Origin of the sequence: Motiliproteus sediminis (genome assembly GCF_017912535.1) — a bacterium.
In the GTDB taxonomy this organism is placed as follows: domain Bacteria; phylum Pseudomonadota; class Gammaproteobacteria; order Pseudomonadales; family Balneatricaceae; genus Motiliproteus; species Motiliproteus sediminis.
The window spans coordinates 25,542-52,232 of record NZ_JAERQK010000005.1 but is presented as its reverse complement, the minus strand read 5'-3'; the positions used below and the strand labels follow the sequence as shown (position 1 = coordinate 52,232).

General features: G+C 60.8%; 29 protein-coding genes. 18 read left to right on the top strand and 11 right to left on the bottom strand.

The features are described 5' to 3' along the window. The first annotated feature begins 32 nt into the window (after positions 1-32). Entirely contained in the window at positions 33-1,199 is a 1,167-nt protein-coding gene (locus JJQ76_RS10675) for an HD-GYP domain-containing protein (protein ID WP_210396818.1), read from the top strand. Positions 1,200-1,201: 2 nt separating this feature from the next. On the opposite strand, the gene JJQ76_RS10670 is transcribed toward JJQ76_RS10675, so the two are convergent. Then, positions 1,202-1,858, bottom strand: coding sequence for a DUF2959 family protein (locus JJQ76_RS10670; RefSeq protein WP_210396817.1), 657 nt, complete (start codon positions 1,856-1,858; stop codon positions 1,202-1,204). Between the two features lie 141 nt (positions 1,859-1,999). Between JJQ76_RS10670 and JJQ76_RS10665 the strand changes: the two genes are divergently transcribed. Then, positions 2,000-2,230, top strand: a complete 231-nt coding sequence (locus JJQ76_RS10665) for a hypothetical protein (RefSeq protein ID WP_210396816.1) — start codon at positions 2,000-2,002, stop codon at positions 2,228-2,230. On the opposite strand, the gene JJQ76_RS10660 is transcribed toward JJQ76_RS10665, so the two are convergent. Both JJQ76_RS10660 and zapE read right to left on the bottom strand, forming a co-directional pair. Continuing rightward, positions 2,227-2,595: a hypothetical protein gene (locus JJQ76_RS10660; RefSeq protein WP_210396815.1), complete on the bottom strand. Its 369-nt coding sequence runs from the start codon at positions 2,593-2,595 to the stop codon at positions 2,227-2,229. The genes JJQ76_RS10665 and JJQ76_RS10660 overlap by 4 nt on opposite strands. An 84-nt stretch (positions 2,596-2,679) precedes the next feature. After that, on the bottom strand, positions 2,680-3,834 hold the full coding sequence (zapE, locus tag JJQ76_RS10655; RefSeq protein WP_246480593.1) for a cell division protein ZapE: 1,155 nt from the start codon (positions 3,832-3,834) through the stop codon (positions 2,680-2,682). A 242-nt stretch (positions 3,835-4,076) separates the two neighbouring features. Here zapE and JJQ76_RS10650 point away from each other — a divergent pair, with 242 nt between their 5' ends. The 10 genes from JJQ76_RS10650 to nhaR are packed head-to-tail and all read left to right on the top strand — an operon-like array spanning position 4,077 to position 12,912. Continuing rightward, positions 4,077-4,589 (top strand): Na+/H+ antiporter subunit E, encoded by a 513-nt coding sequence (locus JJQ76_RS10650; protein WP_210396814.1) that lies wholly within the window; start codon positions 4,077-4,079, stop codon positions 4,587-4,589. Next, entirely contained in the window at positions 4,586-4,855 is a 270-nt protein-coding gene (locus JJQ76_RS10645; protein WP_210396813.1) for a monovalent cation/H+ antiporter complex subunit F, read from the top strand. Before JJQ76_RS10650 ends, JJQ76_RS10645 begins: the two co-directional genes overlap by 4 nt. Beyond that, positions 4,845-5,138, top strand: a complete 294-nt coding sequence (locus JJQ76_RS10640) for a cation:proton antiporter (RefSeq protein ID WP_343232523.1) — start codon at positions 4,845-4,847, stop codon at positions 5,136-5,138. The genes JJQ76_RS10645 and JJQ76_RS10640 overlap by 11 nt, the downstream gene beginning before the upstream one ends. Then, positions 5,138-6,097, top strand: a complete 960-nt coding sequence (gene mbhE / locus JJQ76_RS10635) for a hydrogen gas-evolving membrane-bound hydrogenase subunit E (protein ID WP_210396812.1) — start codon at positions 5,138-5,140, stop codon at positions 6,095-6,097. Before JJQ76_RS10640 ends, mbhE begins: the two co-directional genes overlap by 1 nt. After that, a complete protein-coding gene (locus JJQ76_RS10630; RefSeq protein ID WP_210396811.1) occupies positions 6,079-6,393 on the top strand; it encodes an NADH-quinone oxidoreductase subunit K in 315 nt (104 codons plus the stop codon). The genes mbhE and JJQ76_RS10630 overlap by 19 nt, the downstream gene beginning before the upstream one ends. Continuing rightward, a complete protein-coding gene (locus tag JJQ76_RS10625; RefSeq protein ID WP_210396810.1) occupies positions 6,390-7,847 on the top strand; it encodes a complex I subunit 5 family protein in 1,458 nt (485 codons plus the stop codon). The genes JJQ76_RS10630 and JJQ76_RS10625 overlap by 4 nt, the downstream gene beginning before the upstream one ends. Next, positions 7,844-9,343 carry a complex I subunit 5 family protein gene (locus JJQ76_RS10620; RefSeq protein WP_210396809.1) on the top strand — a complete coding sequence of 500 codons (1,500 nt, stop codon included), beginning with the start codon at positions 7,844-7,846 and terminating at the stop codon, positions 9,341-9,343. The genes JJQ76_RS10625 and JJQ76_RS10620 overlap by 4 nt, the downstream gene beginning before the upstream one ends. Beyond that, a complete protein-coding gene (locus tag JJQ76_RS10615) occupies positions 9,340-10,965 on the top strand; it encodes a proton-conducting transporter transmembrane domain-containing protein (protein WP_210396808.1) in 1,626 nt (541 codons plus the stop codon). The genes JJQ76_RS10620 and JJQ76_RS10615 overlap by 4 nt, the downstream gene beginning before the upstream one ends. 17 nt (positions 10,966-10,982) lie before the next feature. Beyond that, on the top strand, positions 10,983-11,906 hold the full coding sequence (locus tag JJQ76_RS10610; RefSeq protein ID WP_210396807.1) for a universal stress protein: 924 nt from the start codon (positions 10,983-10,985) through the stop codon (positions 11,904-11,906). Between the two features lie 13 nt (positions 11,907-11,919). Continuing rightward, positions 11,920-12,912 carry a transcriptional activator NhaR gene (gene nhaR, locus JJQ76_RS10605; RefSeq protein ID WP_343232522.1) on the top strand — a complete coding sequence of 331 codons (993 nt, stop codon included), beginning with the start codon at positions 11,920-11,922 and terminating at the stop codon, positions 12,910-12,912. Between the two features lie 15 nt (positions 12,913-12,927). On the opposite strand, the gene JJQ76_RS10600 is transcribed toward nhaR, so the two are convergent. Continuing rightward, positions 12,928-13,572 (bottom strand): CBS domain-containing protein, encoded by a 645-nt coding sequence (locus tag JJQ76_RS10600; RefSeq protein ID WP_210396806.1) that lies wholly within the window; start codon positions 13,570-13,572, stop codon positions 12,928-12,930. Positions 13,573-13,747: 175 nt separating this feature from the next. On the opposite strand from JJQ76_RS10600, the gene JJQ76_RS10595 reads away from it, so the two are divergent. After that, positions 13,748-14,128: a hypothetical protein gene (locus JJQ76_RS10595; protein ID WP_210396805.1), complete on the top strand. Its 381-nt coding sequence runs from the start codon at positions 13,748-13,750 to the stop codon at positions 14,126-14,128. 194 nt (positions 14,129-14,322) lie between these two features. After that, complete coding sequence (locus JJQ76_RS10590) at positions 14,323-14,760, top strand: YHS domain-containing (seleno)protein (RefSeq protein ID WP_210396804.1); 438 nt, start codon at positions 14,323-14,325, stop codon at positions 14,758-14,760. 24 nt (positions 14,761-14,784) lie between these two features. Here the strand turns inward: JJQ76_RS10590 and nirD are convergent, their stop codons facing one another. Together nirD and nirB are read right to left on the bottom strand one after the other, a co-directional pair. Further along, a complete protein-coding gene (gene nirD, locus JJQ76_RS10585) occupies positions 14,785-15,114 on the bottom strand; it encodes a nitrite reductase small subunit NirD (RefSeq protein ID WP_210396803.1) in 330 nt (109 codons plus the stop codon). Between the two features lie 25 nt (positions 15,115-15,139). Beyond that, positions 15,140-17,725 carry a nitrite reductase large subunit NirB gene (nirB, locus tag JJQ76_RS10580; RefSeq protein ID WP_210396802.1) on the bottom strand — a complete coding sequence of 862 codons (2,586 nt, stop codon included), beginning with the start codon at positions 17,723-17,725 and terminating at the stop codon, positions 15,140-15,142. 417 nt (positions 17,726-18,142) lie between these two features. Here nirB and JJQ76_RS10575 point away from each other — a divergent pair, with 417 nt between their 5' ends. Further along, positions 18,143-18,526: a DUF4870 family protein gene (locus tag JJQ76_RS10575; protein ID WP_246480573.1), complete on the top strand. Its 384-nt coding sequence runs from the start codon at positions 18,143-18,145 to the stop codon at positions 18,524-18,526. Between the two features lie 81 nt (positions 18,527-18,607). Continuing rightward, complete coding sequence (locus tag JJQ76_RS10570) at positions 18,608-19,402, top strand: EI24 domain-containing protein (RefSeq protein ID WP_210396801.1); 795 nt, start codon at positions 18,608-18,610, stop codon at positions 19,400-19,402. Positions 19,403-19,423: 21 nt separating this feature from the next. On the opposite strand, the gene JJQ76_RS10565 is transcribed toward JJQ76_RS10570, so the two are convergent. Beyond that, a complete protein-coding gene (locus tag JJQ76_RS10565) occupies positions 19,424-20,434 on the bottom strand; it encodes an AraC family transcriptional regulator (protein WP_210396800.1) in 1,011 nt (336 codons plus the stop codon). Between the two features lie 139 nt (positions 20,435-20,573). Between JJQ76_RS10565 and lpxC the strand changes: the two genes are divergently transcribed. Beyond that, the gene (gene lpxC / locus JJQ76_RS10560) at positions 20,574-21,494 is read left to right on the top strand and encodes a UDP-3-O-acyl-N-acetylglucosamine deacetylase (RefSeq protein WP_210396799.1); all 921 of its coding nucleotides are present in this window, start codon (positions 20,574-20,576) and stop codon (positions 21,492-21,494) included. 11 nt (positions 21,495-21,505) lie between these two features. Here lpxC and JJQ76_RS10555 read toward each other — a convergent pair whose 3' ends face one another. The 4 genes from JJQ76_RS10555 to JJQ76_RS10540 form a co-directional block, all read right to left on the bottom strand. Next, entirely contained in the window at positions 21,506-21,934 is a 429-nt protein-coding gene (locus JJQ76_RS10555; protein ID WP_246480624.1) for a bacteriohemerythrin, read from the bottom strand. Positions 21,935-22,074: 140 nt separating this feature from the next. Continuing rightward, positions 22,075-22,431 (bottom strand): STAS/SEC14 domain-containing protein, encoded by a 357-nt coding sequence (locus tag JJQ76_RS10550; protein ID WP_210396797.1) that lies wholly within the window; start codon positions 22,429-22,431, stop codon positions 22,075-22,077. 71 nt (positions 22,432-22,502) lie between these two features. Next, positions 22,503-24,146 (bottom strand): methyl-accepting chemotaxis protein, encoded by a 1,644-nt coding sequence (locus JJQ76_RS10545; protein WP_210396796.1) that lies wholly within the window; start codon positions 24,144-24,146, stop codon positions 22,503-22,505. 144 nt (positions 24,147-24,290) lie between these two features. After that, complete coding sequence (locus tag JJQ76_RS10540; protein WP_210396795.1) at positions 24,291-25,586, bottom strand: nitrate regulatory protein; 1,296 nt, start codon at positions 25,584-25,586, stop codon at positions 24,291-24,293. A gap of 235 nt (positions 25,587-25,821) precedes the next feature. Between JJQ76_RS10540 and cobA the strand changes: the two genes are divergently transcribed. Further along, the gene (gene cobA / locus JJQ76_RS10535; protein ID WP_210396794.1) at positions 25,822-26,688 is read left to right on the top strand and encodes a uroporphyrinogen-III C-methyltransferase; all 867 of its coding nucleotides are present in this window, start codon (positions 25,822-25,824) and stop codon (positions 26,686-26,688) included. Positions 26,689-26,691 lie beyond the last annotated feature (3 nt).

The following is a 26,691-nucleotide window of genomic DNA, read 5'->3' as shown; positions in this document are numbered from 1 at the left end:
ATTCGGGCCTTTACTCTGACACCGAGCTTTCGATGACGTCCAGCTGTCGCATCGCCCCCGCCCTCGAACGGGATATCCTCGTGGGCCGGCCACTGCCCTTTTCGGTCTACGACCGTCATGACAACCTGTTGCTGCGCAAAGGGTTCGTCATTACCAGCGAACGTCAGCGTGACCGGGTACTGGAACAGGGCGCCTTTCGCCATCTCCACGACAGTCTGCTGCAGGAGGATGACAGCGAGCAGTTCGTCAACGCCAGTCGCTTTACCGTTTTTGAAACCATCGAAATTTTGCTGACCCGGCTGGAACGGGCCTATCAGGTACTGCGTTCGGAGCAGCGGAACCAGTTCCCCTACCTCTGCCTGGGAATCGCGGTGGACCTGCAACGCATCTGCAACGATAACCCGGACGCCGTGATGGCTGGTATGCAGATCAGTCACCAACTGCCCTACGGGCTGATCCACCCGCTTCACTGCGGGGTTATCTGCGAGCTGCTGGGCAAACGTCTGCAGCTGCCGCTGATGCGCCGGCTGTCCCTGGTCGCAGGTGCCATTACCCACGACGTCGGCATCGCTCACCTGCAGGAAACCCTGCATCGTCAGACCACGCCGCTGACAGATCATCAGTGGCAACGTATCCAACGCCATCCAGAGGAGAGCGCCAAGCTGCTGCGTCAGGCCGGCATTGATGACCCGGTGTGGCTGGATGTTGTCGTGCAGCACCACGAGCGCCTGGATGGCAGTGGCTACCCCGGTGGGATCGATGGCGCGCGGATCCGGCAGGAAGCACGCATTCTCTCCATCGCCGACGTCTACACCGCTATGACCCGGCCGCGTATCTACCGTGACGCGGTCGTCGCCAAAGACGCCCTGCGCGGGCTGTTCCAGGATCGCGGCGCGACGGTTGATCCGCAACTGGTCGAGCTTTTTATTCGCGAGATTGGGGTATTTCCGCCGGGCGCGTTCGTGCGACTGGCCAACGGTGATACAGCGGTGATTCAGAAGCGCGGTGAAGAAGCCGCCAAGCCGGTCTGTTTCAGCGTCATCAACGCCGCAGGGGACCCGCTGGCAAAACCGCGCTTAAGAGACACCGGCGAGCGCGCTTACGCGGTCAAGGAGATGCTCCCCCACCACGATCATCCGGCGATCCGCAGTCATCTGAACGAGCTGTGGCCACCGCTGGTAGCCATCAGCGACCACTGAGGTTATTCGAGCTCTTTGACGAACGCCTTGGCGTCGGCGATGGACTTGTCCATCTCGCTAATCAAGCGCTGGACGTCACCATCAAAGCGGCGTACTTCGCCCTTGAGCGCGCTGACCTTCTCGGCATTCAGGTTGTGCTTGAGGAACAGCACATGATCCTTGAACACCGCCAGCACCGGCTCAACCCGCGCTTCGGAGCGTTTCAGCGATTTCAGGTACTGCGCATAGCGGCGTTTGGTGTCTTTCAACTTGGCCGCGCTGGAGGCCCTGAGCGACTGACTGCTGTACTGTCCCAGCTCCTCCTGCCACTCGTCAAACAGCGCATCCGCCACTGACTCGATCGCCGCCACCCGCTCACTTAGCTCGTCGGCCTTGTCACGGCTGTCTTCGTAGGCATCGTTCAAAGCTTCGTAGCGGGCCTCAAGGTCGGAGCTCTCCAGATTCAGCAGCGCGTTGAAGGCCTCATAGGCCACCTGCACCTCTTCCTGAACCTCCTGCTGTGTTTCCGCCGCCGCCTCGACCCGGTCCACCAGAATGTCACGCTTGGCGTAGCCCACCTTCTCCATCGCCCCGTAATAGGCACTTTGACACCCCCCCAGCAGGGCCAGCATCAGGCCACCTGCAAACACCTTGCAGACAGAATTTGGCAACAGTCTCATGAACGGATCTCTCCCTGAACAGATAACCAATGGAATCGCGCTTAGCCTACTGCATCAGGCCAGCGGCGACAACGCGACCAGGCTTCACATCCGCCAGTGACTGGGCCAAAATAGCCCTCTCTTCAGACAGCGAACCTGACCATGAAGTCTTACCAGTTTTTTACCGCCGACGGCCGCGGTGGCACCATGCTCTGCGACGACGACACCCTTGAAGCCGCCGTTAGCGAGCTTAGCCACCGGTTCAAGAACGTGGTGAAAGTACAGATCGGCAAAGAGGTGTGGGAAGCGCCCGCTGTTGAGGCGCCAGCCACAGACGAAACATCAGCTTCGCAGCCGGAAACAGCACCGGCAACGATCAGAACCGGCCCCTAGCGACGCTGCTCGTGCAGCTGCTGGAGTTCCCGCTTGAGCTGTTCAACCCGCCTGATCTGCGCCAGCAGCGCCGCCGACAGGGCCGCCACCAGCCCCGCTCCCAGGGTCAGAAAGCCGAGCGCCGCGTTCAACGCCCGCTGCAGATTGGCCTCGGTTACTCCGTACTGGTGCGCGTAGGAAAACAGAATGGTGCGGATGCTGGCAACGCTATCAAGCTGCTCCGCCACCCGCTGCAGCTCCGCAGACGACTTGCCCACCGGCTGAATAGAGGCAGCCATCACCATTGAGGTAACCAGGGCGATCAACATTACCACCACGGCCGCCGCGCACAGAATCAGGGGAGCCGAACTTTTTTTTACCGCCAAACTGTTACCTCCGTGTCAACTGCACCCACCGTAGCGCCAGGCTCCCCCTCTGTATCGTCGCAGAAGGCGATAACTTGAACCGAATTACTCCCGGGTGCGGTCAGTATCGGCAAAGTGGCGGGTCTGCATCTCGATCAGCCGGCTGATGGTGCGCTGGAACTCAAACGCCACCCGGCCACCGGCATACAGTTGATCGACCGGCACCGCCGCCGACAACAGCAGCAAACGGCCGTTATCGTAGAGTTCATCCACCAGTGCGATCAATCGCCGGGCCGCGTCATCATGCCAGCCCTGCTGCACGCTGCGATCGATCCCGCCAATACTGTTATCCAGACTGTCTTCCGTACCCACCGCCACTTTACGCTGCTGCAGCCGCCCACCCAGCTGGGGAACCCCGCTGACCACCAGCAGTTCGTAGCGTTCGGCCAGCTCGATGTAGTCCAACTGGCTGCGCGGCCCCTCGCACAGGGCCGCGAATTCAAACCACAGCAGGTTCTCCGCTTGGGCACGGATATCAATACGCCGCCCCAGGATCTCTACCCGTCCCCGTCCGGTTAAGGGACCACGGGCACGCTGCGATACCAACGCACGCAACTGCTGCTCGGCGGCGGCATCGTCCGGGGTCAGATAAAAAGGCAACGAAGCCGCACTCAAACGGCGATAATCCTGCCCGCCATCCAGCGCCACGACCTCGGTTTGCGATTCAAGCAGAGCAATCGCCGGCAGAAAGCGCTGACGCTGCAACCCGTCACGATAGAGTTCAGCAGGGGCTACGTTAGAAGTCGCTATCAGCATCACGCCATGATCAAAGAGCGTCTGCAGCAGCCGCGCCAGAATCGTCGCATCACCGATATCGGCGACAAAAAACTCATCAAAGCAGAGCACCCTCGCCTCCGCCGCGATCTCCGCGCCCACCGTGCGAAGGGGATCGGAGCGGCCGGACAGCGCCAGCAACCGCCGATGAACGCGGCGCATGAAACGGTGAAAGTGCAAACGCAGCCCCAGCCCCGTCGGCAGCGACGCATAGAAGCTGTCCATCAGATAGCTCTTGCCCCGCCCCACCGGACCCCAGATATACAAGCCGCGGCAGGTAGCTCCGGACCGAGCAGGTTGCGCCAGCGCCTGGTAACGCTGCTCCAGCTTCGTAACCACCTCAGTCTGGGCGGGATCGGCGATAAAGTCCGGCCTTTGCAGTTCACGCCGATAGCAGGCAAGCGGCGACAAGCGGTGGTCAGACAACGACAGCTCCCCGGATAGCAGTGATGACTCTGCGAAGATTACCGCAGTTCCGCCGGGATTGCTGCAAACCATGTCCTACCCGTGGAGAGGGGAACCAGACATCACCTGGTTCGATCCTGATCGGCCGGCGTCACACACAGATCGTTTTTTACGAACTATAAATGCCAATAAATCGATTTTTATACTTACAAGTCAGCCCCTATAACTGTCTCTACCACCATTCAACAGTGACACGATGCGTGATGAGACAGGCCGATAACAACGTCAGACCCATCGCCAGCCATCTGGTTCTGGCGCTGCTACTGCTGACCGGCTGGCTGCTTCTGGTGAATCTCTCCCTGAGCAGCCTGATGGTGGGTATTCCCACGGTCCTGGCCGCCCTGTGGAGTATGACCCGGCTGAACCGCCCCGGGCCACAGAGCTGCAGTCTGGCCGGAGTGATGGTTCTGGCCTGGTACTTCCTGGGTGAATCGGTCCGTAGCGGCTGGGACCTGATCTGCCGCTGCACGACCCGGCGCGTCCGTGTCAGCCCCGGTTTTATCGTTTATCCCATCACTCTGCGCCGCCAGGCGGCACGCAACCTGTTCATCACCTGCGTCAATCTGCTCCCCGGCACCCTGTCGGTACGCACTCACAACGACGGTCTGACGCTCCATGTCATCGATACCTGCAGCGACAATCTGCGTGAGCTCAACCACCTGGAACAGCTGGTGGCCACCGCGCTGCCGGACGGAACCACGGAGAGCCGATCATGAGCGCCTCGATATCAACACTGCTGCTGGCGGCCCTGCTGGTTCTGGTAGGCGTGATCAGCGTGGCATTGATACGGCTGCTGCTCAGCCGGACCCTGGGTGACCAGTTCCTCTGTATTCAGCTGCTGGGCACCGGCGGCACCGGCATCCTGTTGCTGCTGGGCACGCTATTACAACAACCAGCGCTGACCGATGTGGCGCTGATACTCGCCCTTTTAGCAAGCGTGACCGTGATGGCCATTACCCAAAGGAGGTCCCGTGACAGCTAGTTTCTTCATCTGGCTGGCCGCGTTGCTGATCGGCCTGGGCACGGCGGTGTTCGCCCTGGGCACCCTGGCTATCTGGCGGTTACCCGACTGTTACTGCCGCCTGCATGCGCTCACCAAGATCGACAATCTAGGCCTGGGCCTGCTGGCACTGGGGCTGGCGCTGCTGCAACCTGACTGGATCGACGGCGTGAAGATAGTGACCATCTGGCTATTGCTGCTCTGCTCCAGCGCGACCACCGGTCCCCTGATTGCCCAACGAGCGATTGAGGAGCAAACCCGCTGATGAGCTGGATGCTGATCGACCTCACCCTTTGTATATCGCTGCTGATACTCGCGGTTGCGGCGCTATACGCGCGAGGCCTGCAGCAACGGGTGGTGTTTTTTATCGCCTTTGGCCTGCTGTGCGCAATCGCCTGGGCACGACTGAATGCACCCGATCTGGCACTGGCCGAAGCCGCAATCGGCGCCGGACTCACCGGCGCCCTGCTGTTGTCGGCTCTCAACGATGAGACAGATCCCCAGCCGCCGCTGACGCAGCCCCGCCTTGGCAGGCTGCTGACTACCGCAATCACGGCATTGTTGACCCTCGCGCTCTGTGCCGCCGTGGTAACGCTGTTTCCGCTGCACGAAGGGATCGCCATCCAGCAGCTACAGCAGCAGATGCCCCACGCCGGCGTCGTTCATCCGGTCACTGCGGTGCTGCTCAACTTTAGAGCCTGGGATACCTTACTCGAACTGGCGGTGCTGCTCTGTGCGGCGCTGACGGTTCTGAATCTCGCTCCGGCACGGCCGGTAACCGCTCATGACAGCCCGCTAACCGGCATGCTGACCCGCATATTGCTGCCCCTGCTGACGGTAACCGCGGGCTATCTGCTGTGGACCGGGGCTCATGCCCCGGGCGGGGCTTTTCAGGCGGGTGCCGTGCTTGCCGCCGCCACCGTGGTCCTGCGGTTGAACAACAACCCCGGCTTTACCCACCTCCGGGTCGGAGCGCTGCGGGCTCTGCTTGCGCTGGGGCTACTGCTGTTCCTCGGTGTCGGCCTGCTGCAAACCGTCCTGGGTGGCGCTTTCCTGCAATATCCACCATCCACGGCCGGCTTCCTGATTCTGCTGATCGAGGCCGGCGCGATGCTATCCATTGCCTGCATGTTGTCGCTGGTCTATCTGGGTGGCCACCTGCACCCTCACTGGCCTTGTCACGCCCCCTCCAACGGAGTCGATACATGGAAACGACACAGTTGATCTATGCCGTCACCGGCGCCCTGATTATCGGTCTGGGGTTAAGCGCAGCGCTCCGAGATGAGCCTCTGCTGGCGCGCATTATCGCGATCAACATTGCCGGCGTCGGGGTTTTTCTGCTGTTTGTGGCGATCGCTTATCGCGGCTTTGGGCAGACGGCGGATCCCATACCCCATGCGCTGGTATTGACCGGCATCGTGGTTGCCGTCGCCGCTTCCGGGCTCGCGATTGCCATCAACCGCCGCCTGCACCACGACTCTCCCTCCGGCGACGGGCCGGCGGAGGACAGCAGCGCATGAGTGATCTGCTGATCGCACTGGCCACATTGCCGCTGTGGGCTAGCCTGGGCTGCCTGTTGTGGCCGCGGCTTGCCGACCTGTTGTCACCGCTGGTCGCACTGGCGCTGGTCGGGTGCAGCCTGTTGCTGCTTGACGCCATTGCCGCTACGCCCGTTATCCTGCATCACCTCGGCGGGTGGGGCGGTGATCTGGGGATCAGTTTGCGGGCCGACGCGCTAAGCGCCTTGCTGCTTGCACTTGGTACCGTCGTCACCTTGGCGGCCACCCTGTTCGCCCGGCGCTATTTCACCGACGATCAGGTTCGCTACCGGTTCTGGCCGCTATGGTGGCTGCTCAATGGCGCCATAAACGCGCTGCTTTTGTCGGCAGACCTGTTCAACCTTTACGTCACCCTGGAGCTGTTGGGGCTATCCGCGGCGGCACTCTGCACCCTGGGCAAGGATAAACCGCAGGCGCTGCGGGCGGCATTGCGCTATCTGTTGCTGGGATTAATCGGCTCGTTGCTGTACCTGACCGGGGTGGCGCTCGTTTATGCCGAGTACGGCACCCTGGCGATCCCCTCGCTGGCGCAACAGATCCAGGCCTCTCCGGCGTCCCTGACTGCCCTGCTATTGCTTAGCAGCGGCCTGCTGATCAAATGTGCTCTGCTGCCGCTGCATATCTGGCTGCCGGCGGCTCACAGCAGCGCGCCGGCACCGGTCAGCGCCGTGCTGTCAGCGCTGGTGGTCAAGGTGACCTTCTATCTGCTGTTGCGGCTGTGGTTTGAGCTGTTCACGGCGGTCATCACACCCGCGTTCGCCACCCTGATCGGCACCATGGGTGCAACCGCCGTGATCTGGGGGTCCTGGCGGGCGCTGATGAGCACTCGCCTGAAACTGATGGCGGCGTACTCTACCGTGTCCCAGATGGGCTATCTGTTCCTGTTTGTGCCCATTCTGCTGGCTCTGCCCGACCACGACAGCCGCGCTCTGGCGTTTGGTGCGCTGGTTCTTTTCGCCCTCAACCATGGCATCGCCAAGGCGGCGCTGTTTCTGGCGATCGGCATTATTCAGCAGCGACTCGGGCATGATCAGGTCGACCGCATCAACGGCGTGGCGCGGCAGTTGCCCGTCACCCTGTTCGCGGTTGCCCTGGCAGGCAGCGCGCTGGTGGGGTTGCCGCCCAGCGGTGCCTTTCTGGCCAAGTGGACGCTGATCAGCGCCAGTCTGGTGACCGCCCAGTGGTGGTGGCTGCTGGTCGCCGTCATCGGCACCTTGCTGGCCGCTGCCTATCTTGTTCGCGTTCTCGGTGCCGCCTTCGCTCCGGCCGAGCCGCCACCGCCCACCGGCAAGCAGCTGCTATCTGGCGAATTACCGGCACTGCTGCTGGCCGCCATGGCCACCCTTGGCCTGGGGCTCGGCGCAGCGCCGATCTGGTCACTGCTGGCTCCAACCGGACTGGGGAACATCCTATGACACCGAGTGTCTTGCTGCCGCTGCTGATTCTCGCCAGCTCCCTGATTCCGGGACTGATCATCTTCACGCTGAAGGAGGAACGGCAGCGTCTGCGCAGCCTGCTCAACCTGAGCGGAGCCATCGTCAAAGTAGCACTGGTAGGTTGGCTGATCTGGGGCGTGTATCAGGAGCAGGTATTCGAAACCCGCTGGGCACTGGCACCGGGGCTGGATCTGGTACTGCATGCCGATGCGCTGTCGGTACTTTTTGTCAGCTTGTCGACCCTGCTGTGGCTGGTTACCACCATCTACGCCATCGGTTATCTGCAGCACTCCCCCGACCGCAGTCGCTTTTTCGGTTTTTTCAGCCTGTGTGTCACCGCCACGGTAGGGCTGGCGATGGCCGGCAACCTGTTCACCTTTGTGATCTTCTACGAGCTGCTGACACTCGCCACCTATCCGCTGGTCGCCCACAAAGGCACCCCCGAAGCGATACGCGGCGCCCGCCTCTATCTGGCCTACACCCTCGCCGGTGGGGTACTGCTACTGGTGGGCGCGGTGTGGCTGCGCACTCTCGCCGGCCCGCTGGACTTCTCGCAAGGAGGCATCCTGGGCGACATTCCCGGACTTGACCAGGACAGCCTGCGCTGGATATTCCTGCTGCTGATCGCCGGCCTCGGGGTCAAGGCGGCGCTGTTTCCGCTGCATGGCTGGCTGCCGCAGGCGATGGTCGCTCCGGCCCCCGTCAGCGCTTTGCTGCATGCGGTTGCGGTGGTCAAAGCGGGCGCGTTCGGTATCGTACGGGTGGTCTACGACGTCTATGGGGTCGAATTCGCTGCCGAACTGGAGGTACTCACACCGCTGGGAGTAATCGCCGCGTTCACCATTCTGTACGGCTCGGTCAAAGCGATGTCGCAGGATCAGCTGAAAAAACGGCTGGCCTATTCTACCGTCAGCCAGGTGTCCTACATCGCCTTGGGAACCGCGATCCTTGGTCCTCTCGCCACCATTGGTGGCGTGGTCCACCTGGTGCATCAGGGAATAATGAAGATTACCCTGTTCTTCGCGGCCGGCAATTACGCAGAAACCCTCGGCGTGCACCGGGTCAGCGAGATGAACGGCATCGGTCGGCGAATGCCGGCCACCACCCTGGCCTTCAGTGTCGCTGCGCTGGGCATGATCGGGCTGCCGCCGGTCGCCGGCTTTATCAGCAAGTGGTATCTGGGACTGGGGGCGCTGGAAGCCGGCCAGGGTGCCTGGATAATCCCGGTGCTGCTTGCCAGCAGTGTGCTCAACGCGGCCTACTTTATGCCGATCCTTTACCGTGCCTGGTTCCTGCCACCCAACGCCTGGCCCTGCGAGAACGACACCAGATATGCCGGGGAGACTCTGCCCAGCCTGCAATGGCCCCCGGTGGTTACCGCCTCGCTGGCGCTACTGGTTGGACTGTTCGCTGCGTCACCCTATAGCCCGCTGGAATGGGCTCAATTGATCGCCTCCCGGGAGTATCGTCAATGAACCTGCTGCTGTTAGCCAGCTGGCTGGTGCCGCTGCTGCTGGCCCCGGCCGTTATCGCCGGCAACCGCTGTCGCTGGCTGCTGATCGCTGCTCCGCTGCCGGCCCTGGCCGCCGCCTGGCTGCTACCCGCGGGCAGTCAGTTGTCGCTGCCCTGGCTGCTGCTCGGCACCGAGTTGGGCATGGACGGCGTGCAACGGTTATTCCTTACCTTCACCGCACTATTGTGGCTGGCCGCCAGCGCTCACTGTCTGGCCAGTGACGGTGAAGACCCGCACGGCGGCCGCCTGCGCCTGTTCATGACGCTGGCGATGTCAGGCAACATCGGCCTGATCCTGAGCACGGATATGATCAGCTTCTATCTCGGTTTCGCGCTGATGGGGCTGGCGAGTTTCGGACTGGTGGTCCACACCGCCACCCGGGCAGCGCGCCGGGCAGCACGGGTCTACCTGATCATGACGCTGGCGTCCGAGTTTTTGCTACTCATCGCGCTGCTGCTGATCTACCAGCGCACCGGCCTGTTAGCCCCCGCCCCGGAACAGCTATCCGGCGGCTCCAATCTGGAGATGGCGCTGCTGTTCGTCAGCTTTGCCATCAAGGCGGGTCTGTTCGGCTTTCATGTGTGGCTGCCACTGGCGCATCCCGCCGCCCCGGTCAGCGCCAGTGCCGTACTCAGCGGCGCGATGATCGCCACCGCACTGGTCGGCTGGTTTACCTTTCTGCCACTGGGGGGCGCAGCGCAGCCGTTCTGGGGCTGGGTGTTTGTCGTCAGCGGTGCGCTGGGGGCAACGCTCGCAGCGGCAATCGGGCTGCTGCAGCAAGACCCTAAAGTCATTCTGGCTTACTCCAGCATCAGCAAGATGAGCCTGTTCGCCGCCGCCATCGGCGTCGCATTGCACCAACCCGCCGCCGCGGCCGCGATCATGGTTGCAATCACGGTGTACGCCCTGGTCCATGGCTTGTGCAAAGGCGCGCTATTCATCGGAGTCGGCGTTATCAAGCAGTACCACAGCCGCGCCCTGTTCGGGCTGCTGGTAATCCCGGCCGCGATCCTCAGCGGCGCGCCCTTTGCTGGCGGTGCCGCGGCCAAAGATCTCCTGTCCGGAGCCCTAGACACCGGCGGTGCAGCGGCTACCACCGTGCTGCTGTTCTTCGGCGTCGCGGCGCTGGTAACGCCGATGCTGATGGTTCGCTTTCTCTGGGTTATGACTCACTACCGCGGAACTGCTCGCCTGAGCCAGAGGGTCACCCCCTGGCTACTGCTGATCCTGACCGCCGCGCTGCTCCCGATCGCGCTGGTAGACGCGTTGACGCCGGGTTCCGCGCTGCTTTGGGCCCTGGGTCTGGCGCTGGCGCTGCTGGTCAGCAGCGGTCGCGCGCCCTGGCTGCACCCGTTATCCGGCACCATCCCAGCGGGGGATTTGATTGAACTGTTCCCCCAGCGCTGGCCCACGATTGCCGCTCGCGTGCACAGCAGACAAGCCGCGGCGGCGGCGGAAAGATCCGTCCGCCCGCTGCCGATCAGAGCCTGGATACCCGCTATCTCGGCAGATCGGGCGGCCAGCCTTGCGCTGCCGCTGGTGCTGCTGGTGCTGCTCGTTTCGCTATGGCTGTTCCCGCGTTAACCCTGTTGGAGGACAACATGAAACCGTTACGTAACATTCTCTACTTTGCCGATGGCGATATGACCATGAATCCGGCGCTGGAGCGGGCGATCAGTCTGGCGTACCGGCATGAAGCGCGGCTCACCGTGATGGACGTAATCGGCAACCTGCCCTCTCCTGCCGCGGTAAAGATCCGCTTTGGCCTCGGTATCGATGAGATCATCAGACAGTATCAGGAGCAGGAGCTACGAAAATTACTCCAGCACGCGGCCCCCCTGAACCATCCCGTTCGCATCGATGTCCGCACCGGCTGGGGGTTTATCGAGGCGATCCGTGCCGTCATCAATGAGCCTCACGAGCTGCTGATCAAGCCGGCGCGTAACGGTGCCGACCAGCCGCTCAGCAGCAGCGACATGCATCTGCTGCGCAAATGCCCCTGCCCGGTGTGGATCGAGCGGGGTACTGAAGCTCGCAACTACCGCACCATTTTGGCCGCCGTCGATCCCTGCAGCGAGGAGGACGACTGCGCCGACACGGTGACCGATCTGGCGTACAACATTGCCAAAGCCGACGGTTCCCGGCTGGCTCTGGTTCATGCCTGGCAGTTCTACGGTGAATCGATGCTCCGGAGCGGCCGCTACGGACTCAGTGATGTTGAGCTTGAAAAGATGCGCGAACAGACTCGCCAGCAACACAGCAGCCAACTGCGCGCGCTGCTTGAACGCCACCAGTTGGGTTCAGATGAGGTCGAGCTCCACCTGCACAAGGGCGAGCCAACCGAGGTTATCCAGCGCGTAGCGGAGCAGCTAAAGGCCGACCTTATCGTGATCGGCACGCTGGCCAGAACCGGCATTCCCGGCCTGATCATCGGCAACACCGCCGAAGATATCTTGCAGCGCAGCGACTGCTCGGTGCTGGCGGTGAAGCCCGGCGGTTTCGTTTCGCCGGTCAAGTCGGCCTGAACGGCAACACAACGTGCGTACCACGACTATGCTACAGCGATATCGGGGCGGTTTCGGTAAACGAACCCCCACCCGTAGCCAGTTGTCGGGACAGGGACGGATGAACAACCTCAAGATCAACCTCAAGCATCTGCGTTACTTCTGGACGGTGGCCAGTTCCGGCTCCATCACTCAAGCGGCAGATATTCTCTGCCTGACCCCACAGACCATCAGCGGCCAGCTACGGGAACTGGAGCAACAGATCGGTACCAAACTGTTTCGCAAGGAGGGGCGTAATCTCGCCCTTACCGATACCGGCCAGACCGTGTTTGCCTATGCCGAAGAGATGTTTTCCATCGGGCTGGAGCTACAGGATCTGCTCGCCGGACGCCAGGGAACCACGCAAAGCTTGCGTGTTGGTGTAGCGATGGTGGTCCCCAAACTGCTCGCCTACCGGGTTCTGGAACCGGTACTCCAGCTCAAACCGCCGGTACAGCTGCAGTGCCATGAAGCCCCCCTGGTGGACCTGTTGTCCGAATTGTCGGTGCACAAACTGGATATGGTGATCGCCGACAGTCCGATCAATCCGACCCTCAACGTCAAGGCGTACAATCATCTGCTGGGGGAGTCGAGCATCAGCTTCTTTGCCGCCCCGGCACTGGCGGCAGATCTGAGCTCCGATTTTCCTCAAAGCCTGCACACTAGCCCCATGCTGATGCCCAGCAACGGCAGTAATCTGCGCCGCGAGCTGGATGGCTGGCTGGATCGTCAGGGGCTGCAACCAACACTGATTGCAGAATTCGATGACCGGGCGCTGATGAAAGCGTTCGGCGAACGCGGAGCCGGCGTGTTCAGCTCGCCCACCGCGGTAGAGCAGGATGTGCTCGACAAGTACGGCGTGGAAGTGATCGGGCGCACGGATCAGGTGATCGAACGGTTCTACGTGATCTCTGCCGAGCGCCGGATCAAACATCCGGCGGTCAGCGTCATTACCGAAACAGCCCGCAACAATTTGTTCAGCCCCTGACCCCGGGGGGCGTCCTCAGGTCCAGAAACTGAGCTTGGATTGCTCGGACAGTACCCGCAGAATATCGCCCCGGGTAACGATACCCACCAGCTTGTCACGGTCATCCACCACCGGCATCGCATGCTGCTGGTAATCCACCATCACCCGCGCGATCCGACGGATAGAGGCGACCGGCTCGGTAGTAATGATCTCTTCAGGCATCACCGTTTCGACGCTTTTGCGTGCCAACAACTCAATCGTCAGCTTCTGATCCAGTAGCAAAGATTCGATATCCCGGCGTGCCAGCAGCGACACCACCCCCTCACCCTCGCCAACCACCGGCATCTGCTCTACCTGATAGTCACGCATCCAGCGCCATGCATCCGCCAGCGAGTCCTGCGGCGACAGGGTGTAGACATAGCTCGACATCACCTGGTGCGCATGCACCACCGGCTCATTGACGCGCAGGTTCAGCATCCGGCGATACAGTGCTTCCGCTTTCTCATAGCGATTAGCCGCTGTCGCCGGCTGGGTAAACGCCAACACCGGACCGGTGGTATCGGGCTGGTCCCAGAACAGCTGGTGCCGCTTGAGCCGGTCCGGTGCCGGTTGCTTGTGCTGTCTCAGCTGCTCCATACTACCGCGCAGCTTCAGGCCTTGCCGATCATGAATCGCAAACATACCGCTTACCTCCCAATTTAACCTAGTGCCATACTAGGGTATTACCGGTGTGGGAGTTTTCGTTTTGTTGTGCGGACTGTTCGTAAATTACGAACTATTGAGTCCGCGACAAGCGGCTTAACATAGTATGATGCAGCCACCACCAACCACAGACTCTCTGCAGAGACGGAGCACCATGCAAGTTACTACGGACATGGAGTATCTGGCTGACTGTGACTGCCTGCTGATATGCCAGAGGGGCGAACTGTCGCCCGAAACGATCAAATCCGCGCGCCAACAAAGCCGACCTTTTTACACCCAACACGCCATCCACAAAGCGCTGGTTGACTACCGTCAGGCCGATCTAACCCGTTTGCGCCTGATCGAACTGGATACGCTCGCGCAGGAGTTTCGCAACGACCTGCCTGACTGCCACACCATGGCAATCGTGTTCACCGCATCCGCTGATATAACCAGCTACCAACACATCAAAAACGTCTGTGAAATTCACCGGGTAACCACGGAGATATTTGACGATTTTGACGCTGCAAGGCGCTGGATAGCCCGGCAAGCGTAACCGCCGACAAAGCCGTGCCAGCGCTGCACTGCCGCCCGGCAGGAGATAGCAGCCGCTCTTGCATCCGGCTGATGCAGGCGGACCCTGGCCCGGCCTCGTCCCAGCTCACACCGCCCTATTCCGGCATCTATGCCTGTAACAAAAACGCGCTGCATTCATCTATAGGCCCAACCTGACGGTTCGAGGAACTCCCCATGAAAGCGTTCGCGATTCTCCTTACCCTGCTGCTGATAGGCAGTGTCCAAGCGAGCCCGGTCAACACCCAGGGTGGCAGCAACAGCGCGATTGCCGGGTACGATCCCGTAGCTTACTTTGCCGATGCCAAAGCCGTTGAGGGGAGCAGGCAGTTCAGTTATCGCTGGCAGGGTGCCGACTGGTACTTCAGCAGCGCCGCCAACCGGCAGCGTTTTATCGCCAATCCGGAGGCGTTTGCGCCGCAATACGGCGGCTACTGCGCCTATGCGGTCGCCAACGGCTATACCGCCAAGGTGGACCCGGAAGCCTGGCGCATCGTCGAGGGTAAGCTGTACCTCAACTATTCCAAATCAGTGCAGAAGCGCTGGGAGGCGGATACCGCCGGTTATATTCGCCGGGGAGACAGCAACTGGCCGGATATCCGGGCAAGGCTTTAGGTTCCCCAAGCCACAACGGCCAACTCAGGCTGCCGCCACTTCGACCTGCCCCGCGGTGACCCGCACCGCATAGACAGGCACCCTGAGCTGCCCGTTCTCCAGGCAGGTGCCTGAACGCAGACAGTAGTGCTGCTTGTAGAGCGGCGAAGCGACGGTGATGGCCTCACCCAGCTGCGCCAGCAGACCACGTGAGAGCACGTTGGCTTTACCCACCGGATCAAAGTTGCCGATGGCAAACAGGCGGTCGGTACGCGCCTGACGAAAGATCGCCACCTGCTGTCCCTGCACCAGCGCACAGACGCCGGTATCCGGTGCAATGTCGTTCAGTTCACATACTGCGGTCCATTGAGTCATGGTCGTTACTCCTCCTGCGGGCCAGTTAGCTGGCCTTGGCGATCAGGTTGGCTTTCTCATCGTCGCGGGCCGGACGGATCTGGTCGCGCTCCTTCACAAAGGCGAGGTTGTCGTCGGTGTCGTCGGCGTTGATGAAGTGGCTGAAGCGCTTGAGCTTTTCCGGGCTCGCCAGGGTGGTGGCCCACTCGCACTGGTAGTTGCCCACGTTGAGGTCCATCTCCGCTTCCAGCTCATCACTGATGCCCAGACTGTCCTCGATGATCACCTGCTTGAGGTAATCCAGACCGCCTTCGAGGTTGTCCATCCACACCGAGGTGCGCTGCAGACGGTCGGCGGTGCGGATATAGAACATCAGCAGCCGGTCGATGTAGCGGATCAGAGTCTCGCGATCCAGATCGGTGGCGAACAGGTCGGCATGACGCGGCTTCATGCCACCGTTGCCGCAGATATAGAGGTTCCAACCGTTCTCGGTGGCGATCACCCCAAAGTCCTTGGACTGCGCCTCGGCGCACTCACGGGTACAGCCGGACACGGCAAACTTGAGTTTGTGCGGCGCGCGCAACCCCTTGTAGCGATTCTCGATATCGATGGCGAGGCCGACGGAATCATCCACGCCGAAGCGACACCAGGTGCTGCCGACGCAGGACTTCACCGTGCGCACCGACTTGCCGTAGGCGTGGCCGGTTTCAAAACCGGCGTCCACCAGCTTGCGCCAGATCTGGGGTAACTGGTGCAGCTGGGCGCCGAACAGATCCACCCGCTGGCCGCCGGTGATTTTGGTGTAAAGGTCAAACTCTTTGGCCACCTCACCCAGTACGATCAGCTTGTCGGGGGTGATTTCACCACCGGCGATGCGCGGCACGATGGAGTAGGTGCCATCTTTCTGCATATTGCCGAGGAAGATGTCGTTGGTGTCCTGCAGGCCGATATGCTCATCTTTGAGCACGTAGTCGTTCCAGCAGCTGGCCAGAATCGAGCCGATGGCGGGTTTGCAGATTTCACAGCCGTGCCCCTTGCCATGCTTCTCCAGCATCTCGGCGTAGGTTTTGATCTTGCCGACGCGAATCAGGTGGTAAAGCTCCTGACGGGTATGGGGGAAGTGTTCGCAGATATCCTTGCTCACCGCTACACCCAGCGCTTCCAGTTCATGGTTGACCAGATTGGTCAGCAGCGGCACACAGCCACCACAACCCGTACCGGCTTTGGTGTGCCCTTTCACGTCACCCACGCTGCAGCAGCCACCGGCTACCGCATCACGGATTACTCCCTTGGATACGTCATGACAGGAGCAGATCTGCGCGGTATCCGGTAGCGCTGCCACGCCCAGACCGGTCTGCGCATCATCACCACGATGGGGCAGGATCAGCCCTTCCGGGAACTCCGGCAGTTGAATCTGGTTGAGCATGTACTGCAGCAGCGTGCCGTAATCGGCCGCATCACCCACCAGCACCGCGCCCAGCAGCAGCTTGCCGTCTTCGCTCACCACCAGCTTTTTGTACACCTCATCCGGCTGGTTGAAGTAGGTGTAGACCCGCGCACCCGGCGTCACGCCATGGGCATCGCCGATGGAGGCCACATCCACACCCATCAGTTTGAGCTTGGTGCTCATGTCGGCGCCATCAAAAGTCAGACACTGCTCACCGCCGGCCAGGTGACTGGCGGCTACCTTGGCCATGGTGTAACCGGGCGCCACCAGACCGAATATGCGACCGTTCCAAAGCGCACACTCACCGATGGCATAGATCGATTTATCCGAGGTCTGGCATTCGTTGTTGATCACAATGCCGCCGCGCTCGCCTACGTCCAGACCGCTGCTGCGCGCCAGCTCATCCTGCGGACGAATACCAGCAGAGAAGATCACCAGATCGGTTTCCAGCGCCTCGCCATCGGCAAACTCCATTTTGTGCAGGCAGCTATCACCGGCCACGATGCGACTGGTGGCTTTGGACAGGTGCACACCCACGCCCAGATCGGTGATCTTATCCTTGAGCAGCGCGCCGCCGCCCTCATCCACCTGCACCGCCATCAGCCGGGGGGCGAACTCCACCACGTGGGCTTCCAGCCCCAGGTCCTTGATCGCCTTGGCGGCTTCCAGTCCCAGCAGACCGCCGCCCACCACCGTACCCACCTTGGCACCGTTATCCGCAGCGGCGGTGATCGCCTCCAGGTCTTCAATGGTGCGGTAGACAAAGCAGTTGTCGCGATCATTACCTTCAATGGGCGGCACGAAGGGGTAAGAGCCAGTGGCCAACACCAGCTTGTCGTAACCGATGGTTTTACCCGTGGCCGAGGTAACGGTTTTAGCGTCACGATCAATGCCCACCACCTTGTCACCCAGATACAGGGTCACGCCCTGTGCCTGATACTTTTCCAGCGTGGTCATCGCCAGCGGCTCGGCGCTGCGGGTCTGAAAATACTCGGTCAGGTGCATGCGGTCGTAGGCCACCCGTGACTCTTCGCTGAAGGTGATCAGCTCAAACCGGTGGGCGTTATCGCTGGCCAGCAGGCTGTCGATAAACTGGTGTCCCACCATGCCATTACCGACCACCACGATACGGGTGCGGCTGCTCGTTTCAGGGGCTGTGTTATCCACCGGATTCACTGGGCTCATAGCTTGTCCTCGCCTGCTTCAGGCCAAAAAAAACGGCGTCCACTGCGGATCTGCCTGAGCAGATCGCGGTGGACGCCGTTGTCCGTTTGGAAGCTACGCCGCCCCTGGCTGAAGGACCGACGCAACAAAGTTGTTAGCAGAGCATGAGCAAGCGCTGTGCCAGCACCTGGAATAACTATTTAACTCTCTGTTTTGATTTATTAAAAACTATTAAAAGTCACACTACCTAGCAGCGCGCTGTTGCACCAACACTGTGCAACAGCGATCAATTACGCACCGGCCAAATGCACTGTATTGTGCATCCACCCCCTGTTAGTACAGCAACGGCACACCGATGTTGTCATGATCAATTTTTGATGTATGATCACAACGCTAATGGACTGATTACATTCGTAATTACTTAAGGAAGAGACCTCTATGACTGATAGTGCAGCCGCTACTGCTGTGGCAGAAACCAACACCAACCCGGTAACTGTTGATACCGGATCTGCCAAGATCATCTATTTTCTATACTTTGCCGGGCTGATCTTCGGCATTACCGCACTCGCAGGTTTGATCATGGCTTATGTCAACAAGTCTGATGCCGATCCTGTTGCCGCCACCCATTACCGTTTTCAGATTCGTACTTTCTGGATCGGCCTATTGATGCTGTTCATCGGCGGCCTGACGTCGCTCATTCTGGTGGGTTACCTGATCATTCTGTTCTGGGTAGTTTGGGTGTGCGTTCGCTGCGCCAAAGGGCTGAAGGCACTGGGCAAGGGCGAACCGATCGCCAGCCCCGGTAGCTGGATGTTCGGTTAAACCACACCTCCGGACAGGGTGTCTGCCACCGGGCCCCTGTCCAAACCCTTATCCCCCCTTACCGCTCGCGCCGCGTCAACAATGAATACACGCTATCAGAACAGTCCGTTAGGGGCTGGGCTTAACGACTTTTTTACCGCACCGTTGCTGATAACCTCGCTGTTTCCGCTGTTCGCCGTCTGCATCGCCGTCATAACCCTGTTCACTTTCAGCTACGACAGTTTACAAAGCTTGATCAACAGCACTGCGGACGAGGGTCTTCGCAGCGTTCAAGCCTGGTTTGAGGGAGCCCTCGGCACTCACGGGATAATCTCGGCTATTTTTCATAGCCGTTACCTGGCATCGCTGTCCGTGTTCATCGTCTACACCGGGCTGGCTTTCGTCGCCTTTTACGCCTCCATAGCGGTTTCGTTGTGCCTGCTGGGCCTGATTACACCGCTCATCGTCCGCACGGTTATCAGACGCCACTACCCCGCGTTTGCCTCAGACAGTTTTGGGAATATCGCCACCAGCCTGCTCTACATGGCGGTGGTGGTTGCCTTCTGCACCCTGCTGCTGGTTATCTGTTTACCGCTTTACTTGATACCAGTGGTGGGATTCTTCCTGTTTCACTTCATTACCTACCTGCTGTTCAAAAAGCTGCTGCTCAGAGATATCGCCAGCAACATCACCAGCAAAGATAGTTATAAGAAAATCAAAGCGGTCAATCGCGGCTCCCTGCATGGCTACGCGCTGCTCTTCTACCTCATAGCCACCATCCCACTGGTGGGGCTCTTTGCCCAGGTGTTCTTTGTTGCGGCCCTGAGCCACTTTTTCATTCGCCAGGCCATTCGATTAAAACAGCTGGGCACCACCGACTACCTGCTACAAAGCTGACGGTGACCAAGCGACATTCAATTACCCTAACAGCCGCGCCTTGCGGTACGCCGACGGCGGACAGCCATACCAGCGCTTGAAGGCGCGGGTAAAGTTAGCAGGCTCGGAGAAACCCAACAGGTAAGCGATCTCGGTCAGACTCAGTTGGCGGTTGTCCACGTAGCCCTTGGCCAGACGCTGACGCACCTGCTGGACCAGTTGGTTAAAACTGACACCACGCTGCTGCAGCTGACGCTGTAACGAGCGCACACTGAGCGCCAGGTGGTCAGCCACACTCTGTTCGCTGACATCACCGCTGGGCAACAAGCCCATCAGCTCATGCTCCACCCGCGCGCCAATATCTGCCTTCGCCATTCGTGCCAGGTAGCCTTCGGCAACGCGCTCGTTGGCCTGCAACAGTTCGGCACTGGCCCCCATAACCGCTTTCTCGCAGTCGGCCCGTTGCAGCACCAGCAGCGTCTCCGCGGCACCGTAGTACACCGGGCAACCCAGATAGCGCTCGAACTCTACCGCCGCGGCCGGACGCGCCGCACGCACACTGATACTGTGGGGGCAGTAACCGGGCCCCATCAACTGCCGCAACATCGTCACCATGCTGGTCACTCCGGCCACCACCGCTACACTGGCGGGCAAATCCTCCGCGTCCGGCTCCAGTGACAGCGATAATCGACACAGGTCGCCCTCCACCGCCAGCTGCACCCGCAGCGCATCATTGACGATACGGCCATAGCGTTGTAACCGCTGCAGTGCCTCCATCACCGTGCCACAGGCCAGCAGCGCAAACCCCAGCGCATGGAAGTGCTTGGGAGCCCAGCGTCGCCCTACCGCCACACCGAAGCAGGGCTCGGCCGAGGCTTGCTGGGCCGCCAACCACAAGCGTCGCATCCCCTCCATGGGGTAGCGGCCATCGCCGTCACTCAGCAGCGCCGGATCCAGCCCCGCCTCACGGAATATCGCTCTGGCATCCAACCCCTCTGCGGTGAGGGTTTCCCACACCAGCACCGCTGCCGTACTGATCACTGTTCGGGCCATAGGCTCCCCATGCTTGAGGTAAAAAGACAACTGCTTGGCGTAACGGGATAAGTCTAAGCCAAGTTGATGGCGTTCGCGGCCAAGAGCGGAAACCGCGGCTTCCGTACTGTGGCGGTAACACAACGCAGAGGGCGATCCCATGTTTATCCATCAACCCCGCTTCACCCCGATCCATCCCATGCAACACACCCTGGCCAATAGCTTCAGCTGTATCGGCACCGGTTTGCACAGCGGCATCAAAGTAATGATGACCGTGATGCCAGCAGCGGAAAACAACGGTTATACCTTTCACCGCCGCGACCTGCCGGTCCAGCGAGCAGAGGTCGCGGCCCGCTACAACCGGGTTACCGACACCCGTCTGTCGACTACCATCAGCAACGAGTGGGGCACCCGCATCAGCACCGTGGAACACCTGCTGGCGGCGCTTTATGCCTCCGGAGTGGATAACGCCCATATCGTTCTGGACGGGCCGGAGGTACCGATCATGGATGGCAGCGCCCTGCCATTCACCAATCTGATCTCGCAGAGCGGCATTCGTACCCAGTTTGAACCCCGTCAGATCATGGTGATCAACCGCGCGATCAGCGTCAGCGACGGCGATAGCGTCGCCCGCCTGGGACCGGCTGCGGCACCGGAGATCGAGATGCAGATCGACTTCGATTCCGAGGCCATCGGTCGTCAGCAGCTGCGGCTACCGATCTCCGCCGACAGCTTTTCACGGGATCTGGCCGGCGCCCGCACCTTCGGCTTCAGGGAACAGCTGGATACCCTGACCAAACTGGGGCTGGCCAAGGGGGGCAATCTCCACAACGCCATTCTGATCGCAGGTGACCGGGTAATGAATCCCGACGGCCTGCGCTACAGCGACGAGTTCGTGCGTCATAAAGTTCTGGATGCGCTGGGCGATCTGGCCCTGGCAGGCTACCGCTTTATCGGCCGTTTCAGCGGCTACCGGACCGGGCATGCGCTGAATAACCAGCTCTTGCACGCGCTGATGCGCAGCGGGGACAGCTGGGAACTGTGGGATCGTACCGAAGGAAAACAGCAGCAGGTTCGCTGACCGGCACCAGCTCAGCCCTGCTCGGACGCGGCCCACAAGGGCCGCAACTGCAGATCTTCACTGAGGATATGGGTGAGAATCCAGTCCCTGAACACAACCATCATGGCGACCGACGGCGTAGCCGATACCATGTCCAGCTCTGCGGTCATTGTCTGCAACCCGGTGATCAATTCAGCGTGTTTGTGGCGGTGACTGTCCAGATCCCCGGCGCCGGCGGCGGCCATCAACCGCTCCTCGTCCTCGAAATGCTGCTGCGACAACGACAGCAATCCGGTGGCAGTTTGCACAAAATCTGTACCGGGGCGGCCGGCAATGAATAGCGCCACCAACTCATTGTAGAGCTCAAACATCTGCTGGTGCTGCTGGTCGATGATCGGTTCGCCAACACTATATTCGCCCGACCAGGCCAACGTCAGATCCTGTTCGGTGAGTTCAAACATCTGCACAACAGCGTCCCTTACATCCGGTTAAAGGCAGGCACTACAACAGCGCAGGACGATGGTTGCACAAAATCAAAACCTGCACAAACATCAATACAGATATCGAAGCAGGCCAGCCTTCAAGTGCAGATCAGCGCGGATTAACGGGATAGCAGCCAGCGCTCGGCGGCTTCAATGGTGGTGAAATCCTCGATATTGAAGCCCTCGATTACCCCCGCGCTGGCCATCACCACGTAAGGATTGAAGCGGGGATCATGGACCAGCGCGATCTTGCGAAAGTACAAACCGGAGTCCTCGATCGCGCGGTAGAACGCTTGGGCTTCCTCGCTGACAACAAAAGACTTCACCTCGCGCACGTCTACCAACATCCGCTTGTTGCCCACCCCCAACTGCTCGATAAAGGTCTTCAGCCGCATGCGATCATCGTGATCGACCTGCCCGCGGTGGGTGACATAGATAATCCGGTTGTCAGGGCAGTAACGAATCTCTGATGCCATAGTCCCTCCCTGGTTGGCGACAAGTCTCAACAAGGCGCAGTATCGGGCTCCCGCTGCCGGGAAGTAAACCCTTAAACCTTGAAGCGGTTGGTAATGGTTGAAAACTCCTCTGACAGCAGGGCAACTTCCTGACTCACCTGGGCCACGGTTTCGGCATTTTCCAGCGACTGCTCGGTGATGCCGGCAATGGCGGTAACATTCTGGTTGATCTCTTCCGCGACGACCGACTGCTCTTCCGCCGCGCTGGCGATATGCAGGTTCATATCACTGATGCGGCCGATGGCCTGCTCGATCTTGTCCAGTGCATCCCCCGCTGCCGACGCCTTGTCGACCCCCTGTTGCGCCTGTGACTGGCTGGAGGTCATCACCTCCACTGCACTCTGCGCACCACGCTGGAGCCGTTCGATCATTCGCTGGATCTCCTCGGTGGACTCCTGGGTACGTTGCGCCAGCGAGCGTACCTCGTCGGCCACCACCGCAAATCCGCGCCCCTGATCGCCGGCGCGCGCCGCCTCAATGGCTGCGTTAAGTGCCAGCAGGTTGGTCTGCTCGGCGATACCGCGAATCACGTCAAGAATGCCGCCGATTTCACGGGAATCACTGTTGACCGATTCGATCACCCCGGCAGCCCGTTCAATCTCGCTGGCCAGGGCGTTGATCGCACTCACCGTCTCATTGACCACCGTGTGGCCGTTGCGCGCCTGTTTATCCGCCTCAACTGCCGCGGATGCGGCTTCCTGCGCACTCTGGGCCACATCCTGTACCGTCGCGCTCATCTGGTTTATCGCCGTGGCTACCTGGGTAGTCTGGGCATGCTGGTCTTCGGCAATCTCCCGCGCGCGCCCACCAGCCCCCATCAGGTGTTGACTGGCGGAGTTGGTCTTCTCCGCCGAGGCCAGCAGCGTCGCCAGAATGCCGGCGATGCTCTCCTGCAGGGTACGGGCGCTATCGGCAAGGCCGCCTATTTCGTCATTGGCTGAATGCAGGATCTCCTGCGAGAAGTCCCCCTCTGCCAGGTGTTTGAGATCGCCGCTCAGCGCCTGCGCCGGACGAACAATGATGCGGTTGCTCATGTAGATAAACAGCAGGGCTCCACCGACAACACTGATGATCAGCAGTATCAGCGCATTGCGTAACAGCGCAGCGGTCGCCGCAGAGGCCTCGTCGACATCGACCTGCATGATCTTGTCCACCTCGGCAACCGCCTCGTCCAGCAGTTTGGTGGGCGCACGGTCAATGCCGGAAACCGCTTTATCGCCTGCACGGTGGTCATAACCGGCGGCTACAAAGGCCTGGTAACCCTTGCGATAGGCAGTACCCATCTGCTTATGCGCGTTAATAAAATCGTTGATCAGTTGCGCCAGCGGCGACTGGCGATAGTGCTCATCCAGGCGGGTTAACTCCGCAACCCGTTCGCTCATTCTGGTCACCGCCGCCTGTACGGTGGCCTCTCGCTCCTGAAAACGCCCCCAGTACTTTTCCCGCTGCTTGTCGTCAGCCCCGCGCAGCAGTACGTTCTTCCACTCCTGTACCTGAATCTTGAAGTCGCTCTGAGCACGCAGTATATCGCTCTGCAGGGCAGCCTCCTCGCTGATCAGGCTCTGGTATTCACCGAGCTGGAGTTTAAGACCGTAAAAACTCCCCAGAGTGACGGCCACCACGATGGCGAGTACCGCGATGAAGATGGCGGCCAGTTTGGCCCTGATGGTTTGCATGATGATCCCTCAAGTGTGCGTCCTGCCCGCAGTTTAGCAGGCAATGGTTAATCCTGAAGCCTGCAACAAATAAACTCCCGATCGTTCACGTTTGCATCAATACGCAGCCTGTTCGCTCTAACATTAGCGTTATTGAAAGCTTCCTCAGCGCACCCGCTCCGCCGCCGCAATCAGGGTTTCGGCCACCTCCGCCAGTCGGGTGTTCAACTCCATCGCCCGCTGCTGCATACGCCGGTACGCCTGCTCCTCGGTGAGATTGAAGTTCTGCATCAACAACCCTTTGGCGCGTTCGATCTGCTTGCGCTCGGTCAACGCACGGCGAGCGTCGCTGAGCTCCTCACCCATGCGCTTGATATGCTCCGCCTGACCGCGCACCAGATCGTAGACCGAACGCGCCAGATCCGGAGCCTCCGCCTGTTCGACTGGCGTCAGATCGGTGCCGTCAGCGCCATAAAGACCGGGGGCGTCCGGGTCAAACAGCATGGTCAGCGGTGAGCCGGTAGGGGTTTCGATGGTAGCCAACGCCTGCAGCCGGTCACGGTGGGCCTGCAGGTTGGCCTCGGCCTGCGCCAGCTGCTGTTGGCTGGCTCGGGCAAGTTCCTCGGCGAGCAGGATCTCCAGCTCCCGCATCTGGTCGATCCGGCGGGTCGCCAGTTCGTACCAGACCTCGCTCAGCTCAGGGGCGATCGGCTCCCCCCGGCACAGACCGCGGATCAATTCGCGCAAGCGCCCAAGGTCAGCCACATCGCCACTCTCTTCGAGCGTTTGCCAGCGCGTCACCAGCAGGCCCGGTGCGAACTCCACAACCAACTCGAAGCTGCGTTGTTGAGCGTCCTGCAGATGACTGAGACGATTGCAGGTGGCTTCATCGAAGCGCCCGGCAGCAAAACCGATAGCAGCCCAGGCGCGCTCCTGCCCCGCGTACTCCTTACCCTGCATCAGATTGAACAGCGCCACCAGCACCCGCGTCACCACCGGGTCGCTGGCGATGTCGGCGGCTTCAAACACCACCGACAGCAAACCAGCGATCAGTCGGCACAGCGCACGAGTGGAATCCAGTGCGCTGATCTCCTGCTGATCAACCTGTCGCCGCAGCTCTGCCAGGTTGTCCAGGCCCTGCAGCACAAATGCGATGCTATTGAGCAGGCGCATGCTCCCCGGCGGCTTTTTTGCACCCAAATAGTGCACGTTAAGCAGTTGTCGCAACGCTTTTTCGCTCTGGAGACAGTGGGTAATCTGCTCCGCACGCTGTTCGGCAAAGCGCGCACCCGCCGAAGCCAGAAAGATATTGCTGATTCCCCGTTCGCGCTGCAGCTGGTGAATCAGCCCGCTCACCTCCGTAACCACCTCGCAGCTCGCCGCGAGTTGCTCAAGTGTATGAATCTCAGCGTGTTTAGCCGCCAGCAGGAACTGCTCGGTGGCCTGGCTGTTTGACTGCATGGCATCTCCGCCAAGGGTAAAAGCAGGAAAATCGTTACGCTGAACTCAGCAAGTTCTGTTCCACTCACGCAGCGGAGCACCCGGCAACACGATCATAAGCGGCTGGCACCCAAATTGCTTTATCTCACTCAATCGCCACGGGGGAGCGCTACCATCGCCACGCCCCCACAGGTAACGACGCCTGCACCCCGCGCCACCGCGTGAGGGTGCGGGCGTTTTTTTTGAGGCCACCGCTATGAACACTGTCAGCCTGCTGCGCAGCGCCCGTATGATTTTTGGCTTTGGCGAAAGCCGCCGCTATTCCGCCTCCCGGCAACAACGGGACACTGCGTCCCGCCCGCGCGACGGCCGTGTCGATCTGGTGGGTGCCGGGCCCGGTGACCCGGAGCTGATGACCCTCAAGGGCTGGCGGCTATTGCAGCAAGCCGACGTGATCGTCTACGACGCGCTGGTCAGTCAGGCACTGCTGGATCAGCTTCCGGCCCACATACCGCTGCGTTACGTGGGCAAACGCAAGGGCCACCACGCGATGAGTCAGAACGCTATCTGCGAGCTGTTGGTGACGCTGGCGCAACAGGGCCAGCGAGTGGTGCGGCTGAAAGGAGGCGACCCGCTGGTGTTCGGTCGCCTCACCGAGGAGATGGCGGCGCTGCGCCAACAGCGGATCCCCTTCTCGCTGGTACCGGGTATTACCGCCGCAGCCGGCTGTGCCGCCAGCGTTGGCTTTCCGCTGACCGAGCGCCAAACCGCCCCACGGCTGCGCCTCATCACCGCCCACAGCTGTGACGACCGTCCCATCGACTGGGCCGACCTCGCCCGCCGCGACGAAACCCTGGTGTTCTACATGGGACTGTCGATGGCGACCACTATCAGCCAGGAACTAAAGCGTCACGGCCTGCCCGCCGACTGGCCGGCCCTGCTGGTGGAGAATGGCACCACGCCGCAACAGCGCTGCGTCCATACCTCGCTTGGTCGACTGGCCGAGGCCGCCAGAGAGAACCACCTCAGCGGGCCTACGCTGATCTACCTGGGCAGGGTGGTGGAGAATGCGCAACGGCCCACCACAGCGATGGCCGTGGTCAGTGCAGCGAGGGGGGAGTAGCGG

Coding starts and splice junctions, on each gene's coding strand:
- JJQ76_RS10675 (WP_210396818.1), top strand. CDS start 33: ATGACGTCCAGCTGTCGCATCGCCCCCGCCCTCGAACGGGATATCCTC.
- JJQ76_RS10670 (WP_210396817.1), bottom strand. CDS start 1,858: ATGAGACTGTTGCCAAATTCTGTCTGCAAGGTGTTTGCAGGTGGCCTG.
- JJQ76_RS10665 (WP_210396816.1), top strand. CDS start 2,000: ATGAAGTCTTACCAGTTTTTTACCGCCGACGGCCGCGGTGGCACCATG.
- JJQ76_RS10650 (WP_210396814.1), top strand. CDS start 4,077: ATGAGACAGGCCGATAACAACGTCAGACCCATCGCCAGCCATCTGGTT.
- JJQ76_RS10645 (WP_210396813.1), top strand. CDS start 4,586: ATGAGCGCCTCGATATCAACACTGCTGCTGGCGGCCCTGCTGGTTCTG.
- mbhE (WP_210396812.1), top strand. CDS start 5,138: ATGAGCTGGATGCTGATCGACCTCACCCTTTGTATATCGCTGCTGATA.
- JJQ76_RS10630 (WP_210396811.1), top strand. CDS start 6,079: ATGGAAACGACACAGTTGATCTATGCCGTCACCGGCGCCCTGATTATC.
- JJQ76_RS10625 (WP_210396810.1), top strand. CDS start 6,390: ATGAGTGATCTGCTGATCGCACTGGCCACATTGCCGCTGTGGGCTAGC.
- JJQ76_RS10620 (WP_210396809.1), top strand. CDS start 7,844: ATGACACCGAGTGTCTTGCTGCCGCTGCTGATTCTCGCCAGCTCCCTG.
- JJQ76_RS10615 (WP_210396808.1), top strand. CDS start 9,340: ATGAACCTGCTGCTGTTAGCCAGCTGGCTGGTGCCGCTGCTGCTGGCC.
- JJQ76_RS10610 (WP_210396807.1), top strand. CDS start 10,983: ATGAAACCGTTACGTAACATTCTCTACTTTGCCGATGGCGATATGACC.
- JJQ76_RS10600 (WP_210396806.1), bottom strand. CDS start 13,572: ATGTTTGCGATTCATGATCGGCAAGGCCTGAAGCTGCGCGGTAGTATG.
- JJQ76_RS10595 (WP_210396805.1), top strand. CDS start 13,748: ATGCAAGTTACTACGGACATGGAGTATCTGGCTGACTGTGACTGCCTG.
- JJQ76_RS10590 (WP_210396804.1), top strand. CDS start 14,323: ATGAAAGCGTTCGCGATTCTCCTTACCCTGCTGCTGATAGGCAGTGTC.
- nirD (WP_210396803.1), bottom strand. CDS start 15,114: ATGACTCAATGGACCGCAGTATGTGAACTGAACGACATTGCACCGGAT.
- nirB (WP_210396802.1), bottom strand. CDS start 17,725: ATGAGCCCAGTGAATCCGGTGGATAACACAGCCCCTGAAACGAGCAGC.
- JJQ76_RS10575 (WP_246480573.1), top strand. CDS start 18,143: ATGACTGATAGTGCAGCCGCTACTGCTGTGGCAGAAACCAACACCAAC.
- JJQ76_RS10570 (WP_210396801.1), top strand. CDS start 18,608: ATGAATACACGCTATCAGAACAGTCCGTTAGGGGCTGGGCTTAACGAC.
- JJQ76_RS10565 (WP_210396800.1), bottom strand. CDS start 20,434: ATGGCCCGAACAGTGATCAGTACGGCAGCGGTGCTGGTGTGGGAAACC.
- lpxC (WP_210396799.1), top strand. CDS start 20,574: ATGTTTATCCATCAACCCCGCTTCACCCCGATCCATCCCATGCAACAC.
- JJQ76_RS10555 (WP_246480624.1), bottom strand. CDS start 21,934: ATGTTTGAACTCACCGAACAGGATCTGACGTTGGCCTGGTCGGGCGAA.
- JJQ76_RS10550 (WP_210396797.1), bottom strand. CDS start 22,431: ATGGCATCAGAGATTCGTTACTGCCCTGACAACCGGATTATCTATGTC.
- JJQ76_RS10545 (WP_210396796.1), bottom strand. CDS start 24,146: ATGCAAACCATCAGGGCCAAACTGGCCGCCATCTTCATCGCGGTACTC.
- JJQ76_RS10540 (WP_210396795.1), bottom strand. CDS start 25,586: ATGCAGTCAAACAGCCAGGCCACCGAGCAGTTCCTGCTGGCGGCTAAA.
- cobA (WP_210396794.1), top strand. CDS start 25,822: ATGAACACTGTCAGCCTGCTGCGCAGCGCCCGTATGATTTTTGGCTTT.